Source organism: Sphingomonas sp. UYEF23 (assembly GCF_040546165.1).
Lineage (GTDB): Bacteria > Pseudomonadota > Alphaproteobacteria > Sphingomonadales > Sphingomonadaceae > Sphingomonas > Sphingomonas glacialis.
This window is the reverse complement of the sequence record NZ_JBEPNG010000005.1, coordinates 121646-137301: the sequence shown is the minus strand read 5'-3', so window position 1 is coordinate 137301 and position 15656 is coordinate 121646. Positions and strand designations below refer to the sequence as shown.

The following is a 15656-nucleotide window of genomic DNA, read 5'->3' as shown; positions in this document are numbered from 1 at the left end:
GAAACAAGCCCCCGCGAAATGAACCGAAAGGACGCGAGCGCGTAATGCCGGGGATGAGCAGGAAACAGCAACAGCGTAGCATACGGTCAATCCGCTGGGCTGCCGGTGCGGCGTTGCTGCTCGCGGCGGGGTGCAGCCGCTCGGTTCATTCCCCTGCCCCGCCGCGCGTCGACACCGCGCCCGACTTTCCGTTGCAGACGTCATCGATCGTGGTGCCGATCTCGGGCTCGCTCGACGATCTGCAGCGCGCACTCGAGACGCAGATTCCGCAGCGTTTGTGGCAAATCGACAAGCAGCTCGATTCGTGTGTCGCGGCAAAGCGCGTCGATCTCGGCATCGCCAAGGTCAAGGTCGTCCCCAAGCTCGGCTGCCGGATCGTCGGCGACGTGCGGCGCGGCAAGCTCGTGCTCGGCGGGCGCGGCGACCAGCTGACGATCACCATGCCGATTCATGCGACGATCGCGGCAAAGAAGGTCGGCGGGGTGGTTTCGAAGACCGCGACGGGCGACGCGATCGTCCAAGCGGTTGCGCGGCTGTCGGTCGTCGGCAATTGGACGCCGAGCGCCAAGGTGTCGATCGCCTATGACTGGACGACCCCGCCGGGGATTGATTTCCTCGGCCAGCGGATCGAATTCGCGAGCAAGGCCGATGCCCGGCTCAAGCCAGTGGTCGCCAAGCTCGAACAGACGCTCCCGCAGGAGCTCAACAAGCTCAAGCTGCGCGCCAAGCTCGCGAGCGCGTGGCAGCAGGGCTTCACCGCGATTCAGCTCAACCGCGAGCGCCCGCCCGCGTGGATGCGGATCACGCCCAAGCAGCTCGGCGTCGGCGGCTATAGCATCGATCGGCGGACGCTCACGCTGACGCTGGCGGCCGACGCGCTGACCGAGACCTTTGTCGGCGATCGCCCGGCCGACCCGGTCGCGACCCCGCTGCCCCCGCCCGCGCGGAAAATCGGGCAGCGTGGGCTCAATTTCTTCATCCCGGTGCTCGCCGATTATGCGCAGCTCGAGCCGGTGGTCGAGCGCGCGTTGCGCAAGCGCGCGCAGAAGGGGATCACGCTCGCCGGGATCGGCCCGGTCGACGTCGAATTCGGCAAGGTCACGGTCTATGCGACGACCGGCGGGCACCTTGCGGTCGGCATCGTCGCCAAGGCCAAGGCGCGCCAGAACGCTTTGCTCGCGACCAAGGGCGAGGTGTGGCTGACCGCGATCCCGTACAACGTCCCGGGATCGCAGCTGGTGCGCGTCCGCGACGTGACGATCGCCACCGATACCGACAGCGAGATCACCAATCTGCTGATCGCGGTGTTCAAGGACGGGTCGATCCGCGAGAGCATCGCGCAAGGGCTCTCGCACGATTTCGCGCCCGATTACGTCAAGGTGCTGACCGCTGCGCGCAAAGCGATCGGGTCACGCCGGGAAGGCGATTTCGTGCTGTCGGCCGACGTCACGCGCGTCGAGAACGGTACGCTGGCGGTGACCGGCAAGGGGCTGTTCATGCCGGTCCATGCTGTCGGCCAAGCCTCGATCGCCTATCGGCCACGCTGATCGGCCGCGCGATCGCCCTGGGCGTCGAGCGCTGGGGCTCGACACGCTGGAGGATTGTGCAGTTCGAGCATCAGCCCGCCGCGCGAGACGTTCAGCACCGTCACGTCCACGCAGGACAGGCCATGCTTCAGCGGGGCCGGCATGTGCGTCGCCACGCGGTGGTCGCGCGTTTTCATTCCGCCGGGCGCTCCTGGATCCAGCCCTGATTGAGCGTGAACCCGCGGTTCCGAATGCCAGCCCCGGTGGTGGACAAGGGGTAGTTGCTCCACCGGGGCTGGTCTTCGCCGCAGTCCGGGATCAAGGGGATGTCCCGGGGCGGACCGGACACGGGTCGGTGGTGAACACCGCCGCTCCCGATTCCATTATAGCAAGGCCGCGCGCGATTCGGCGGCGCAGCACCAATTTTTGGAGACCGGCGCTCAGACCCATCGGCCGAGCGTCGCTGACACGGTCGACGGGGGCGGCGGCGTGCCACCGATGCGGTGGGTGGGCGGCGGCCCCAAGTGCCGATCCGCAGCCATGGCGTATCTGCGCGCGACGACGCTCGACCTGCTTCCGTGCGGCACCGAATGTTCCCCGCGAACGCCTCTTTTCTTTGAAGAGTTTCGCGCGTCGAGCGGCCGGCGTCGCGTTAGGAAAAATACCATAGTACCGCTTCGGCCGGTCAGTCGACCGCCACACCAGCCTGATGCTGCGCGACAACGGCGAAGGCTGTCGACGATCGGCAGGACTGGGCAGGCCGCCGCCTGACCGCACCGCTACGCGCTGCGCGCTGCGTCGGTCAGGTGAATCCGGCGCGCGCGGCGTCGAGCCAACCACCGGCATAGGCAATCCGGAGCGCCTCGGACAGGCTATGGACATCGAGCTTGGCCATCAGGTTGGCGCGGTAGATCTCGACCGTGCGCGGACTGAGCCCGAGCTCGTAAGCGATGATCTTGTTGCGCTTGCCCGCGATCAGCCCGCGCAGCACATTGCTTTCCTGCGGCGACAGCCGCGCGAGGCGTTCGGCCGCATTCCGCGCCTTCTCGGCCGCCTGCACGATTTCCCCAGCCCGATCGAACGCCGCCTCGATCACGCTGAACAGCGCTTCGGGATCATAGGGTTTTTCGAGGAAATCGAGCGCACCGGCCTTCATCGCCTCGACCGCCGCAAGCGTGCTGCCCTTCCCGGTGAGCATGACGGGCACCATTTGCGGATATTGATCGGTCAGCAGCTTCACGACCTCGATGCCGTTGCGTCCCGGCATGCTATAGTCGAGCAGCACGACGCCAGGGTCGAGATCCGCCACCCGGCGCAGAAAGGCGTCGCCCGATATGAACCCCTGCACCACGATATCGAACCGCGCGGCGACCAAGGTCAGGAGCGACGCGCGCGTCGCATCGTCGTCATCGACAATATAACAGCTGCGCATCACGGGAGTCTCTCCTCACCGGTCAACCCTGCGCTTCATGTCCTCCCAGAGGATATCCAATACGGAAGGAAAATCCGCGATCAACGTTCCAATATTCATATTTGTTAATGAGGTTAATAAATATAGTATTACGCGTTTATATGATCTCTATACTATACCAGCTCTTATGTTCGCGATGGCTTACAAAAGCTATGCCATACATACAAAATCGACATCTCCGCCTCACTTGGCACCGCTTCGGTTCTGGTTGGTACGATCGTACGCAACTTGCGCGGCACCGCGCACTACGCAGATTTCCGGATCTGCGTCGGATACCGCCCGCCTGCCCTATCGGATCTGTCGCGGCGACAGTGGATCGGCGCGTGGCGACAGATCCTGCTAGGCGGTTATGGGGGCGCGTCTATGGGTGGTGCGGGTCGGGGACTACGCGCCACACCAGAACGGGCGAACCCGCAAGCGGAATTGGCTGGAGCCAGTCGATCCGTTCGCCACGTTCGAGCCGTGCCCACAGCCCGTTGGGCGCCACGTGTTTGTACATTTCGGTTTCATTCTCACCAGGGCATGCCGCGAGATAGGCCGCGCCACTGGCGAGCACGCGGCGATGCGCGGCTTCGGGCGTGCCCATGAACGTCGCGAGTACGGTGTGGAGCGCCGCGATGTTGCGATGATAGCCCGCCCCGACCGCGCTGTGCCGGGTCCAGGCCAACACATTGGGGGTCACGTCGATCGGCGCGAAAATCCGAGCGGGGGGCAATTGGGCGAGATCGGCCATCTCATGCCCATGGGTGCATGCTGGCCGCAAGGGTCTTGGCGCGGCCGGTATGGCCTGCAACCCGAAGGAACCCCCCGCCCCCAGCAGCGCGACAAGGGCCAAGCCAGGTGTTGCCGCGACCAGCGAGCCCGCGGTTGCGAGCGTCCGAAGAATAAGCGATCGCACCCCGCGCGCGCGCGTCAACATCGCATGGAGCGCCCACGCCGCCCCCGGCAGCGCCAACGCGTTCGCGGTCGCACCCGAGCGCATCACCAGCAGCGACACCACGAGCGATCCCGCGGCGAGCGCCAGCAGCATCGTCCATTGCGCGCGCGCGCGGCCTTCGCTCGCGCGCCACGCGAACACGCCGCCAACCAGCCCGACAATCGGAAAGCTAATCGCCATGAGCGCCGCGCCGGGCGTCTGCTGCCAGACCGGCAGACCTTCCGAAACGTTATCGTACCAGAATTTGCGGACCAGCGGATCGAGCGCGGCGAACGGGCCAGCCAGACATTTGGGCGCGAGGATACCGAGCACTGCCAGGGCCGCTCCACCCGCAACTGCCAACAGCGCCACGCGCGCCGCGCGCGACGCGCGCGGCACCATCATCGCAAGCGTGACGCCGAGCGTCGCGGTACAAAGCCCAACGATCCAGGCGGGCGAGATCGCGTCGCAAGCGGGTGCGAAGATCGCCGGACCGCGCGTCGCGACGTGGAGCGCGGTTACCAAACCCGTCACCGCCCATACCGCGCCCAACGCTTGCGGGCGTCGCGTCGGGTCGAACGCCCAGGCAAGCACGGCGACGCCAAGGATCGCGACGGTGATCGGCATCCCCTCGAGCGAGATCGTCAGCAAAACGGCGAGCGCGAGCCCGACCAGCGCGCCCGAGCGCGCAGTCGGCTTTGCCAACAACGCGGTGACCGCGAGCAAAGCAAAAACGACCTGCCACCCGTGATGGTCGATCCGCAGCGGACGGAGTTGATCGAGCAGCGGGACTGAAAGCGGTGCCAGCAGCACCGCCAGCTTGGCACGCTCGAGCCCGGCAACGCGCCGCGTCAGTTCCGCGCCGAGCGCCATCACCGCGAGCAACGTCACCAGCGGCACCGCGACCAAAGCGATCCGGTTGGCGACCGCCGGGCCGAAGACCGGATCGAACACCAGCATGACCAGCGCCAGCGGCAAATCGACGAGCCGCGACCAGTGCATCGCGAAATGCCCGCCCCACAGGCGGTGCTGACCGACATCCCACCAGCTTTGCCCGTTCAGCCAGTCGCGAACCTCGAGCAGCCGCATCGCGTCGTCGGGATCGGGAAACCACAGATGCGCGATTTGCCGCACCGAGACGAAGATCAGAACGCATGCGGCAATGGCCCAGCCGATCAGGACCGAAGGCCAAAGCCGCTCGCGAGTCACGCCGCCAGCCGCTTGGGCACATGCCGCACACTGGAGAGCGCGGCCTGCTCGCTGTCGTGACCGGCCTCGTGATATTCGGCGTCTTCGTTGACCGCCCAGATATCGTAGATCCGCTCGCCCGCGACGATGTTGCGCACCGTCAGCATCGCGGTCATCATGGCGTGATCCTGGTTATTGTAGCGGTGCATCCCGTTGCGCCCGACCAGATGCAGCGTGTCGTAACGCGTCTCGAGCTCCGCGCGCATCGCATCGACATTGGCGCGATAGGCGTCGTCATAGACGGGATAGGCCTTTTCCTGCCGCACGACCTCGCCGCCGACCACCGAGGCCGGATCGCACAGCCCGAGCGTGGCGAGTTCGGCGGTCGCGAGCGCAACCAGATCGGCGTCGCTCGACGACCAGATGCCGTCGCCCTCGAAGCAGAAATATTCGAGCCCAACGCAAGCGAGCGTCGGATCGGGCACCATCTCGGGTGACCAGCTCCGGAAATTCTGGACACGGCCGACCTTCACGCGGGGGTCGTGGACGTAAATCCAATTGTCGGGAAACAGATCGTCGGCCTTGATCATCAGCGCCACCGTCAGGAAGTCGCGATACCGCAAGTCGAGCGCGAGCGGCAGCGTCTCGGGCAGCGGATGGATCCGTCCGGCGAGTTCGCGCATCGGCGCCGAGGAAATGACGTGGCCGGCGTTGAGCGTGCGGATCTCGCCGTCACGCTGCACCGCGACGCGCCAGCGGCCCGTCGCGGCGTCATGGCTGAGCTGGTGGAGCGATGTCGCCATTTCGACGCGGTTGCCGCCTTCGACGACGCGATCGCGCGCGGCATCCCACATCATGCCCGGCCCCTGCCGCGGATAGCGGAAGGTTTCGAGCAAGGACTTCACCGCCATGCCGTCGTTGCGACGCTTGTTGAGACCGAGCGAGCGCTTGATCCCGTCGAGCACCGCGCCGCCGAGGCTCAGCCCCTTGATGCGCTGCGCCGCCCAATCGGCCGACATCTCGCCGCACGGCATGCCCCACACCTTCTCGGTATAGGTCTTGAAAAAGATCGAATAGAGTTTGTGGCCGAACTGGTTGACCACCCACTGCTCGAACGACTTCACCTCCTTGTGCGGCCGCAGCTTCCAGCGCGCATAACTCGCCATGCACAGCGTCGAGCGCCAGATGCCGAGATTGCGCAGCGCTTCGAACGCGCGCAGCGGATAGCTGTAGAATTTGCCTTCGTAATAGATGCGGCTCATCCGCGGCCGCTCGATGAAATCGTCGGGGAGCAGCTCGTTCCACAGGTCGACGACTTCCTTCGACTTCGAGAAGAAGCGGTGCCCGCCGATATCGAAGCGAAAGCCGTCTTTCTCGACCGTCCGGCTGATCCCGCCGACATAGGTCGGATCCTTTTCGATCACCGTCACCGAATAGCCGAGCTTGGTGAGCTGATACGCGGCCGTCAGGCCGGCCGGGCCCGCACCGATGATGGCGACATCGACGGGCTGGTCGCGGTGCATGGAAATCCCTTCGAAGAGTGTCTTCGCCGGTCGGTTTGGCTGCGAAAGTCTAATGTGTGGTTAAAATCCGGTAAGATTCGGTCTTCTGCCTGCCACCCGGTCGTGGAGCGACGGGTCGATCGAGCGAAATTGCAAACCGAGCGGGCGGCCAGGTCAGGCGAACAGGTCGTCGACGCGCAGCGATGGCGGCGCGAGCCCGTCGGCGACCGCATAGCGCAGCATCGTTTCCAGCACGTCGCGATTGCCCTCGACTCCATAGGTCCAGGGATCCGTGCCGAGCGCGGCGTGCGCCTGGTGGACGAAGGAGGGCAGCCACGGCACCATGACCTTGGGGAAATCGCGCGAGTGCAAGTCCGCCGCTGCAATGCTGCGGGCCGCGTCGAAGGCCGCGAACACCGCGTCCGCCAGACCGGCGCGCGCGGCGATCAGACTGCGCCGGACGACCAGCACGTGCATGATCGGGAACAGCCGGCGGCTTTCCCAGAACAGCAGCTCTGCCGCTCGGGGATCGGGCCAGAGCCGATCGACCGGGGTGGCGGGATCGGCGAAGGCGCGGGGTGCGGTCGGGCTGATGACGGCGTCGATCGTGCCCGCGCGCAGCAACGCGTCGAGCGTCTCGGGCGAACGTTCGACGCGCAGCCCCGGCAGCAAGACGAGCGGCATCCGGTCCTCGAGCATCGGCGCGTGGAGGCCGCCGGTGATCCAGGTGATTGATTCGCGCGCGACGCCGTAATCGTCGGCAAGCAAGCCGCGCAGCCACAGCGCCGCGGTTTGCTGGAAATCGACGAGGCCGATCCGCTTGCCCGCCAGATCGGCGGGCGACGCGATCCCGCGGTCGGTCCGCACATACAGGTTCGAATGGCGGAAGCTGCGCGACAGGAACGCCGGCACCGCGCGATAGTCGCGCCGCCCCGCCGCGATCGCGGCGATGTGCGACCCCATCGAGAGCTCGGCGACGTCATAGGCCTGGTCGTGCAAGACCTGCCGGAACAGCCGCTGCGGCTCGACGATCCGGAGATCGTGCGCCACGCCCTCGATCGCCACGCGACCATCGAGCAGCGCCTCGATCCGGTCGGAGAAGGTGCAGCCGATCGAGAGCGCCCGCTCCATCAGGCGAGCGTCACGTCGATCTGCTCGGCGCGCGTCAGGTTCGCGAGATCGCCCGCGCGGTCATGCTCGGTCGGGAAGCAGAAGGCGGCGCAGTCACTGCCCGCGACATCCCAGAGCTCGGCACCATTGCCGCCCGACGCCGTCGCGACCCAGCGGGCGGCCCCCGAAAGGATCTGCGTCGCATAAGCGGTCCCCGCCGGGATATTGGCCGAATCGCCGCTGCCAAGCTGATAGGTCTCGCCGTCGAGCGTCAGCGCGACCAAGCCGTCGAGGATATAGAGAAACAGGTGCGTAGCGGCGTGGCGCAGCGCAGGCATCGTCGCACCATGCCCGCCCTCGATGACGCGCATATCGATGAATCCCGCGCTTTCCTCGGTCGTGAGGACCGCGGTCGAGAGATGGCCGAGCAAAGTGCGGCGCGTGCCATAGCCTGCTTCGAGGAAATAGGATGCGGGCGTACCCGGCAACTGCTGATCCGCGGCGCCGACCGGGGTGGCCTCGGCATAGACCGGATTGTCGACGCGCATGATGCCGTGCTTGCCCATCGCCGGGCCCATCCGCGAGAAGTCGAACGGCTTGTCGGCGGGCGGCAGCCCGGTCATCCCCCACACTTCGCCCGCATCGGCGAAGAACTGCTCCCATCCGCCGGGCGCCACGACGCCGAAGAATTGCGTGCGCGGGGCGACGCTTTGATAGCTGTGCGTGCCGCCCGGTTTGACATAGGCGAAGTCGCCGGGGGTCAGGACGCGCGATTCGTCGCCGCTCCACACCTGCAACTTGCCGCGGACGCAGAACCAGGTGTCATGCTCGCGCTCGTGCCAGTGCATCGGGATCGGACCACGATCGAGCGGGGCGTCGCAGACCATCGCGCCGAAACCTCCCGCAGTCTGCTCGATCCCGGCGAGCGTGCGCACGACCTGGCCCGCCACGAGATGCGACACGCCCTCGCCGGCGCGCAGGACATAGGGGGTGGCACCGGGCAGGGTTCGATTGAGCGTCATGGCGTTTCTCCTAAAGCAATCAGGCGAACGGAATGGCGAGCTGTGCCGCCTTGCATTCCGCGGTCTTGGGCGGGGCAATGCCCCATTGGTCGGATCGGCCGGGGGGCCAGGTCCAGTCCTCCGGGCTGCCGACGCGATAGCTCTCGTCGACCTGCAACACCTCGGCAGTGTATTCGATGACGAAGCCGAACGGATCGACGAAGTAGGTGAAGACGTTGTCGCCCGGCCCGTGCCGCCCCGGCCCCCAGCCGATCGGGAAGCTGCGGTCGATCATCTTGCCCGCCGCGAGCATCACGCCCTCCCAGCTCGGCATCTGGAAGGCGACATGGTTGAGCGTGTTGACCGGCGCGGTCGAGATGACGATCGTATGATGATCGGCATTGGTGCGCACGAACCCCATCATCTTCGACCGATCGGTCAGCCCGAAGCCGAGCGCTTCGGTGAAGAAGGCGACGTCGCGGTCGACATCGTCGCTGTTGAAATTGACGTGCGACAGCCGCTCGGGACGCGCGGGATCATCGGGCAGCGCGGCGACCGGCGTGTCGCCCTGGACGATCCGCATCGCGCGGCCCATCGGGTCGCGCAGCGCCAGGACCGCGCCGCCGCCAGGCTCATCGGCGGCGCGCGCCGCGTGCAGCAGCGTCGCGCCGTGCGCGAGCGCCGACTCGCAGAGCGCGGCAGGGTCGCTATCGTCGGCAAGCCGGAAGGTCATCGAACGGATGTCGGGTGCGTGGCCGGCATAGAGCGCGACCACGTGCGAATCGGTTCCGGTCGCACGCAGCCATGCGCGCTCGCCGCTGCGATCGGCCAGGTCGAGCCCCCATACCGCAGTGTAGAAATCGATCGCGGCGGCAAGATCAGGCACCGTAAGATCGACGCTGCGCAGCCCGGTGATCGGGAAACGGGCCATGATCCTCTCTCCAGCCGCGGATGCGCGGTCGGTGTCGCTATGCGCGCCGATCGACATATCCGCAAATATGTATTGCCTAGAGATGCATAGTCTATGACTATAGCCGTGGACGGAGGCCATGATGATCGATTCCCGCGTCTTGCGCATGTTTCTGGCGATCGGCCGCGGCGGTTCGATCAGCGGGGCGGCGCGCGAGCTCAACATCTCGCAACCCTCGGTGTCGGTGGCGATCGCGCAATTGGAAAAGCAGCTCGGCACGGCCTTGTTCGTGCGGGGGCGGCGCGGGATCGTGCTGACCGATACGGGCACGGTGCTGATGCGCCGCGCCGAGATGATGGAGGCATTGCTGCGCGATACCGAGGAGTCGGTCGCGCTCGCCAGCAAGGGCGTCCGTGGGCCGTTGCGCGTCGGCGGGACGCCCGGCGCGCTGGTCAGCCTGCTGCCCGCCGCGATCAACCGCATGGCGCAAGCCGACCAGATGGCGCTGCATATCATCGAGCGGTCGGACGCGCAGCTCGCCGATCTGCTGCGGCGCGGCGCGATCGAGGTGGCGGTGGTGACGACCGGGATCGAGCCGCCGCCCGAGGATATCGCGGAGATCAGTATCGCGCGCGATCCTTTCACGCTGATCGTCGGGAAGGCGCATGACGCGCTGGGGCCGACGGTGTCGCTCGGCGAGATGAGCGCGATGGGGTGGGTGCTGCCGCTGCCGGGCGGCGCATTCCGGCGGCAGATCGATGCGCTGTTCCTCGCCGCCGAAGTGCCCTTGCCGCTCGACGTGATCTATTGCGATTCGCTGCTGACCTCGATGGCGATCGTGCGCGGCGGCGCGCGGGTCACGATGCTGCCGCGCGGCGTGGCCCGCGCCGAACTGTCGATGGGCGTGCTGCGCGCGGTGCCGGTGACCGACGCGAAGGTGACGCGCAGCATCGGGATCCGCACGCTCCGCAACCGCGCGCTGTCCGACCTGGGCGCACAGTTGGTAAAGGCGATCACCGCCGTCCTGGCATAGCCTCAACCTATGCTATTCGCAAAATCCAATATTTTACAAAGGGGCTAGGAAGCACGCATTGGGGCGCTCGGTGTCATCAGAACACCGCGAGAGGATCCCGATCGATGCGCTGCTACTGCCCGTATTCGTCCCCCGAGACCGTCCGATGACAGTGCCGCCGGCCTATGATCTGGTGATCGTCGGCTGCGGTCCGGTCGGCGCGCTCGCGGCGAACCTCGCGGCGCAGGCGGGACTGGCGACCCTGGTGATCGATCGTGACTCGGCGCCCCACATATTGCCGCGGGCGGTGCATCTCGACCACGAAATGATGCGCCTGTTCCAGGGCGTCGGCCTCGCCGATGCGATCGCCCCGACCATGCGCGAGACCGAGGGACATCTGCATATCGGCGCCGATCACGGCGTGATCCGCTATATGGGGACGGCGGGGCGCCCCAAGCCGTTTGGCTGGGCGAACGATTACTTCTTCTATCAGCCCGAGCTCGAAGCGCTGCTGCGCAACGGCTTCGTGCAAGCCCCGACGGTAACCGTGTCGCTCGACACGACACTCGACGGCTTTGTCCAGGACGATGCCGGGGTCAGTGTGAAGCTGGGCCGCAACGGCACGACCGACACGGTCCGCGCGCGCTGGGTAATCGCGTGCGACGGCGCGCGCAGCGATACGCGCAAGGCGCTGGGCATCGCGCTCGACGATCTCGATTTCGAGGAATCGTGGCTCGTCGTCGATGCGCACGTCGACCAGCCGGTGCGCTTTCCCGACCTCTGGGGCGTCCCCGAAGCGGCGAACCTTCAGCAATTGTCGGTGATGATGTGCGACCCGCAGCGCCCGGCGACGATCGTGCCCGGACGCGGCAATATCCGCCGCTGGGAGTTCATGCTGCTGCCGGGCGAGGACGACGCCGCGATGATGCAGCCCGACGCGGTGGCGGCGCTGCTCAAGCCGTATCTCGACGGCGTGCCCTACGACCTGATCCGCGCCACGACGTACCGCTTCCACGGGCTGATCGCCGAGCGGTGGCGCGACGGACGCGTGTTCCTGTCAGGCGACGCAGCGCATCAGACCCCGCCCTTTTTCGGGCAGGGCATGTGTCACGGGATGCGCGATGTCGCGAACCTGATCTGGAAACTCGCGCTGGTCGAACAGGGCGATGCCGATGCGGCATTGCTCGACACCTATCAGGTCGAACGCGATCCGCACGTGCGCAGCGTCGTCAGCGCGGCGGTCGCGGCGGGTCGCTATATCTGCGAACTCGACCCCGAACGCGCCACCGAGCGCGATGCCGCGATGCGCGCGCAGCACGCTGGCACATCCGGCCGTACCGCGGCGGACCTCATCCCGGCCTATACCTCCGGGGCAATCGCGGCTGGAACGCGCGGTGCCGGGGAGCGCTTCATCCAGCCGTGGATTGGCGGCGACGCGAAGATCCTCGACACCGTGACCGGCGGTGGCTGGCGGCTGTTCGCGATCGATGCGGCAGCAACAGCGGATGTTTCGGCGTCGCCAACCCTCGCCGCGCTGTCCGCGCTCGATCTGACGATTGTCGATGCGGCGGCGCTCGACGACGGGGGTGTTGTCGGGCGCTGGCTTAAGCTTCGCGGCGCGCGCTTCGTGCTGGTCCGCCCTGATTTTTATGTGTTCGGCGTCGCGAACGAGGATCTCGCTGCGCTGCTGATGCAGGCGCGCACCGCCCTCCATTTGCACGCGCCGAAACCGGAATCCGCCGTGGCTGAGCTTTCCGCAGCGGTCTCGGCCCCTGCTCGAGGAGTACGTTAATGCCTTATGTCAGCTTCCGCCGCGTCGATGGCACGACCAGCTATGGCCGGATCGATCATGCGACGATCCACGATGCCGGTGCGGTTGCGGGCGCGCCGGTCGATTTGAAGGCAGCGATCGCGGCGGGTCCGCTGTCGGCCCTTGCGGATGGCCCGGCCATTGCCGCGGCAGACGTATTGCTGCTGCCGGTTATCCCCAATCCGGGCAAGATCCTGTGCGTCGGGCATAATTACGAAAGTCACCGGGTCGAGACGGGTCGCGCCAAGGTCGACAACCCGTCGATCTTCACGCGGTTCGCCGATACGCTAATCGCCGACGGCCAGCCGATCGTGCGGCCGCTCGTGTCCGGCCATCTCGATTTCGAGGGCGAACTCGCGATCGTCATCGGTCGCGGCGGGCGTGCCATCGCCGAGCAGGATGCGATGGCACATGTCGCGGGCTATGCCTGTTTCAACGACGCGTCGATCCGCGATTGGCAATGGCACACGTCGCAATTCATCCCGGGCAAGAATTTCCCCGGCACTGGCGCCTTCGGCCCGCAATTGGTGACGCCGCAGGAAGCGGGCGATCTGTCCGACGTGCATGTCACGACCCGGCTCAACGGCGAAATCGTCCAGGACCAGCCGATCGGCGACATGGTGTTCCCGATCGCCAAGATCATTGCCTATGTCTCGGCATTCACCGCGCTTTCGCCAGGGGATGTCATCGCGACGGGCACGCCCGGCGGCGTCGGTGCCAAGCGCACGCCGCCCTTGTGGATGAAGGCGGGCGACCGCGTCGAAGTCGCGATCGGCCCGGTCGGAACGCTCACCAATCATGTGGTCGATGAGGATGTCGCCCACTGAGCCGTGCGTAAAAAACCAATAACAACAACAACAACAAAATCAGGAGAGGTCATCATGAACCGCACGCTTGCCGTCGCACTCGCATCCGCCAGCTGGCTGGCTGTCCCCACCATCGCCACGGCGCAGGACAGCGCAGCTTCGGCGTCGCCCCCTGCGGCGACCGTGGCCGACCAGACCGGCGCCGATATCGTCGTCACCGCGCAGCGTCGGCGCGAACGTGTGGTCGACGTGCCGATTTCGATCACGGTCGCCGATCAGAAGCAGCTCGAGCGCCAGCAGGTCAACACGCTCAACGATCTCAACCGCATCGCGCCCTCGCTCGAGATCCAGCAGGCGCCCGGGCAGAATACCGGCGGCGGCGGCGCGATCCGCGGGATCGGGACGCAGACCTTCTCGGCGGGCGCAGTGGCGTCGGTCGGCGTGGTGGTCGATCAGGTGAGCCAGGGCAACGCCAATATCGGCGATCTGTTCGACGTCGCGCGGATCGAAGTGCTCAAGGGGCCGCAGGGAACGCTGTTCGGCCTCACCACGTCGGCCGGCGTCATCAACGTCAGTACCAACGCGCCCGATCCGACCCGGCTCAGCGCGCGCGTGCGGACCGAGCTTTCGAACGACGGCACCGCCGGATCGAAGTTCGGCAATCAGGTCGTGCAGGGCGTCGTCAACGTGCCGCTCGCGTCGAACGCTGCGATCCGCGTGTCGGGGCTGCTCAACCAGCGGCAGGGCGTCAATCGCAACGCGCTGACCGGCGACCTCAACAACGTCGACCGCTTCGGTTTTCGCGGGCGGTTGCTGTGGACGCCGAGCGACGCACTCACGGTCAACGTGATCGGCGACTATACCAAGTCGCGCCTTGAGAATGGCGGCGACTTCTTCACCTTCGTCCGCGCCGGCGGGCCGGGGCCATTCTTCGGCGGCGGCGGGTTCGATCCGGTTGGCATCACCGCGCGGCTTGCCAGCTGTGGCGTGACCGTGGGCGAAGGCAATCAGAACTACTGCGCCGCGCGACCGCGGCTCAGTCGCACCTACAATTTCGGCGGTTCGCTCCAGCTCGATTACGATGCGGGTCCGCTCACCTTGACATCGATCACCGCCTATCGCGTGAACAAGGAGCGCGGCGACGTCACCTCGATCTTCCGCGGCGATCCGCTCGAATTGCAGGTCGAAAACGGCGCGACGCATCGCAATATCGACCTGTTCACGCAGGAATTCCGCGCCAGTTCGCCGTCGGGCAACCGGCTGGAATATACGGTCGGCGCCTTCTACTCGCACCAGAAGCAGACCCGGACGCCCGAATCGCTGAGTGTCACGCTCATCCCCGCGCCCAATGTCGCGATCCCGATCGCGCGATCGATCGGTGCCTATGACACGATCGTCGATGAATCGCTCGCCGCGTTCGGGCAGGCGACCTTCCACGTGACGCCGGCCTTCCGGCTGATCGGCGGCGGGCGCATCACCAGCGCCAAGCTGTCGCTCGATCGCAACAATCTGGACCTGGCGACGAACCGGATCCAAGCGCAGCGGTTGAGCACGGAAAAGATCTCGTATCGCTTCGGCGCGCAATATGATCTGCTTAAGAACGCGATGGTCTATGCAACCGCCTCGCGCGGCTTCAAGGGCGGGCAGATCGCGACGCCGGCGGCACCGCTGTCGCCCTACATCGTGCGTCCCGAGATCCCGATGGCGTATGAAGCGGGCCTCAAGGCGACGCTGTTCCGTGGTCTGGTTGCCGATATCAACCTGTTCTACACCAAGGTGACGGACTTCCAGGCGCAGCAGTGCACCACGGTTGCTTCGACTGCCGCCTTGTCGTGCGTTCAGACCAACATCGACGGCGTCAAGACGCGCGGTGCCGAGATCAACTTCTTCGGGCGCGTGAACCGGAACCTGTCGCTCAACACTGGCTTCATCTACGCCAAGGCGACCTATCCGACCAAGTACTTCGGCACCGACGGGACGCAGATCGGCGGGACGCAGCTCGCTTATGCGCCAAAGTACAAGTTCACGCTGTCGGGCGAATATCAGCAGCCGGTGACGACGCGGCTCAACGCGTTCCTGGCGGCCGACACGGTGTGGAAGTCGCGGATCCGCTACGAAGCCAATTCACGCCCAGAATCGACCTTCCGCCCGCATTGGACGGTCGGCGGGCGGATCGGCCTGCGCACCGAGGACGAGCGCTATCAGATCGCGGTGTTCGCGCGGAACCTGTTCGACGTGCATGAGCCGTCCCTGTACCAGAGTGACTTCCCGTACAACGGTGCGGCCAATGTCGGCGCGATCTATGGTCCGCAGTCCTTCCGCCAGGTCGGACTGAGCCTGGACGCGAAGTTCTGAAGATCGCCAGCGGCGGATCGGTTTGTGATCCGCCGCCGGGGTCGACGAT

12 protein-coding genes are annotated in these 15656 nt (G+C 66.2%); 5 read left to right on the top strand and 7 right to left on the bottom strand.

All coding sequences use genetic code 11. The annotated features are described in order from the left end of the window. Window positions 1-53 precede the first annotated feature (53 nt). Window positions 54-1547, top strand: a complete 1494-nt coding sequence (locus tag ABIB28_RS11290) for a DUF4403 family protein (RefSeq protein ID WP_354288205.1) — start codon at window positions 54-56, stop codon at window positions 1545-1547. Here the strand turns inward: ABIB28_RS11290 and ABIB28_RS11285 are convergent. From ABIB28_RS11285 to ABIB28_RS11255, 7 genes are all read right to left on the bottom strand, one after another. Next, complete coding sequence (locus ABIB28_RS11285; RefSeq protein ID WP_354288204.1) at window positions 1532-1723, bottom strand: hypothetical protein; 192 nt, start codon at window positions 1721-1723, stop codon at window positions 1532-1534. The genes ABIB28_RS11290 and ABIB28_RS11285 overlap by 16 nt on opposite strands. A gap of 605 nt (window positions 1724-2328) precedes the next feature. Then, complete coding sequence (locus ABIB28_RS11280) at window positions 2329-2958, bottom strand: response regulator transcription factor (protein ID WP_354288203.1); 630 nt, start codon at window positions 2956-2958, stop codon at window positions 2329-2331. Between the two features lie 400 nt (window positions 2959-3358). Beyond that, entirely contained in the window at window positions 3359-5122 is a 1764-nt protein-coding gene (locus ABIB28_RS11275) for a hypothetical protein (protein WP_354288202.1), read from the bottom strand. Further along, a complete protein-coding gene (locus ABIB28_RS11270) occupies window positions 5119-6624 on the bottom strand; it encodes an NAD(P)/FAD-dependent oxidoreductase (RefSeq protein WP_354288201.1) in 1506 nt (501 codons plus the stop codon). Before ABIB28_RS11270 ends, ABIB28_RS11275 begins: the two co-directional genes overlap by 4 nt. 153 nt (window positions 6625-6777) lie before the next feature. Further along, window positions 6778-7734: an ABC transporter substrate-binding protein gene (locus ABIB28_RS11265; RefSeq protein ID WP_354288200.1), complete on the bottom strand. Its 957-nt coding sequence runs from the start codon at window positions 7732-7734 to the stop codon at window positions 6778-6780. After that, window positions 7734-8735 carry a cupin domain-containing protein gene (locus tag ABIB28_RS11260; protein WP_354288199.1) on the bottom strand — a complete coding sequence of 334 codons (1002 nt, stop codon included), beginning with the start codon at window positions 8733-8735 and terminating at the stop codon, window positions 7734-7736. Before ABIB28_RS11260 ends, ABIB28_RS11265 begins: the two co-directional genes overlap by 1 nt. A gap of 19 nt (window positions 8736-8754) precedes the next feature. Then, window positions 8755-9645, bottom strand: a complete 891-nt coding sequence (locus ABIB28_RS11255; protein WP_354288198.1) for a VOC family protein — start codon at window positions 9643-9645, stop codon at window positions 8755-8757. A 121-nt stretch (window positions 9646-9766) separates the two neighbouring features. On the opposite strand from ABIB28_RS11255, the gene ABIB28_RS11250 reads away from it, so the two are divergent. The 4 genes from ABIB28_RS11250 (at window position 9767) to ABIB28_RS11235 (ending at window position 15607) form a co-directional block, all read left to right on the top strand. Beyond that, the gene (locus ABIB28_RS11250; RefSeq protein ID WP_354288197.1) at window positions 9767-10657 is read left to right on the top strand and encodes a LysR family transcriptional regulator; all 891 of its coding nucleotides are present in this window, start codon (window positions 9767-9769) and stop codon (window positions 10655-10657) included. 145 nt (window positions 10658-10802) lie between these two features. Further along, window positions 10803-12428, top strand: coding sequence for a bifunctional 3-(3-hydroxy-phenyl)propionate/3-hydroxycinnamic acid hydroxylase (locus tag ABIB28_RS11245; RefSeq protein ID WP_354288196.1), 1626 nt, complete (start codon window positions 10803-10805; stop codon window positions 12426-12428). Next, entirely contained in the window at window positions 12428-13273 is an 846-nt protein-coding gene (locus ABIB28_RS11240; RefSeq protein WP_354288195.1) for a fumarylacetoacetate hydrolase family protein, read from the top strand. Before ABIB28_RS11245 ends, ABIB28_RS11240 begins: the two co-directional genes overlap by 1 nt. Window positions 13274-13327: 54 nt before the next feature. Then, window positions 13328-15607 (top strand): TonB-dependent receptor, encoded by a 2280-nt coding sequence (locus tag ABIB28_RS11235; protein WP_354288194.1) that lies wholly within the window; start codon window positions 13328-13330, stop codon window positions 15605-15607. The last annotated feature ends 49 nt before the right edge of the window (window positions 15608-15656 follow it).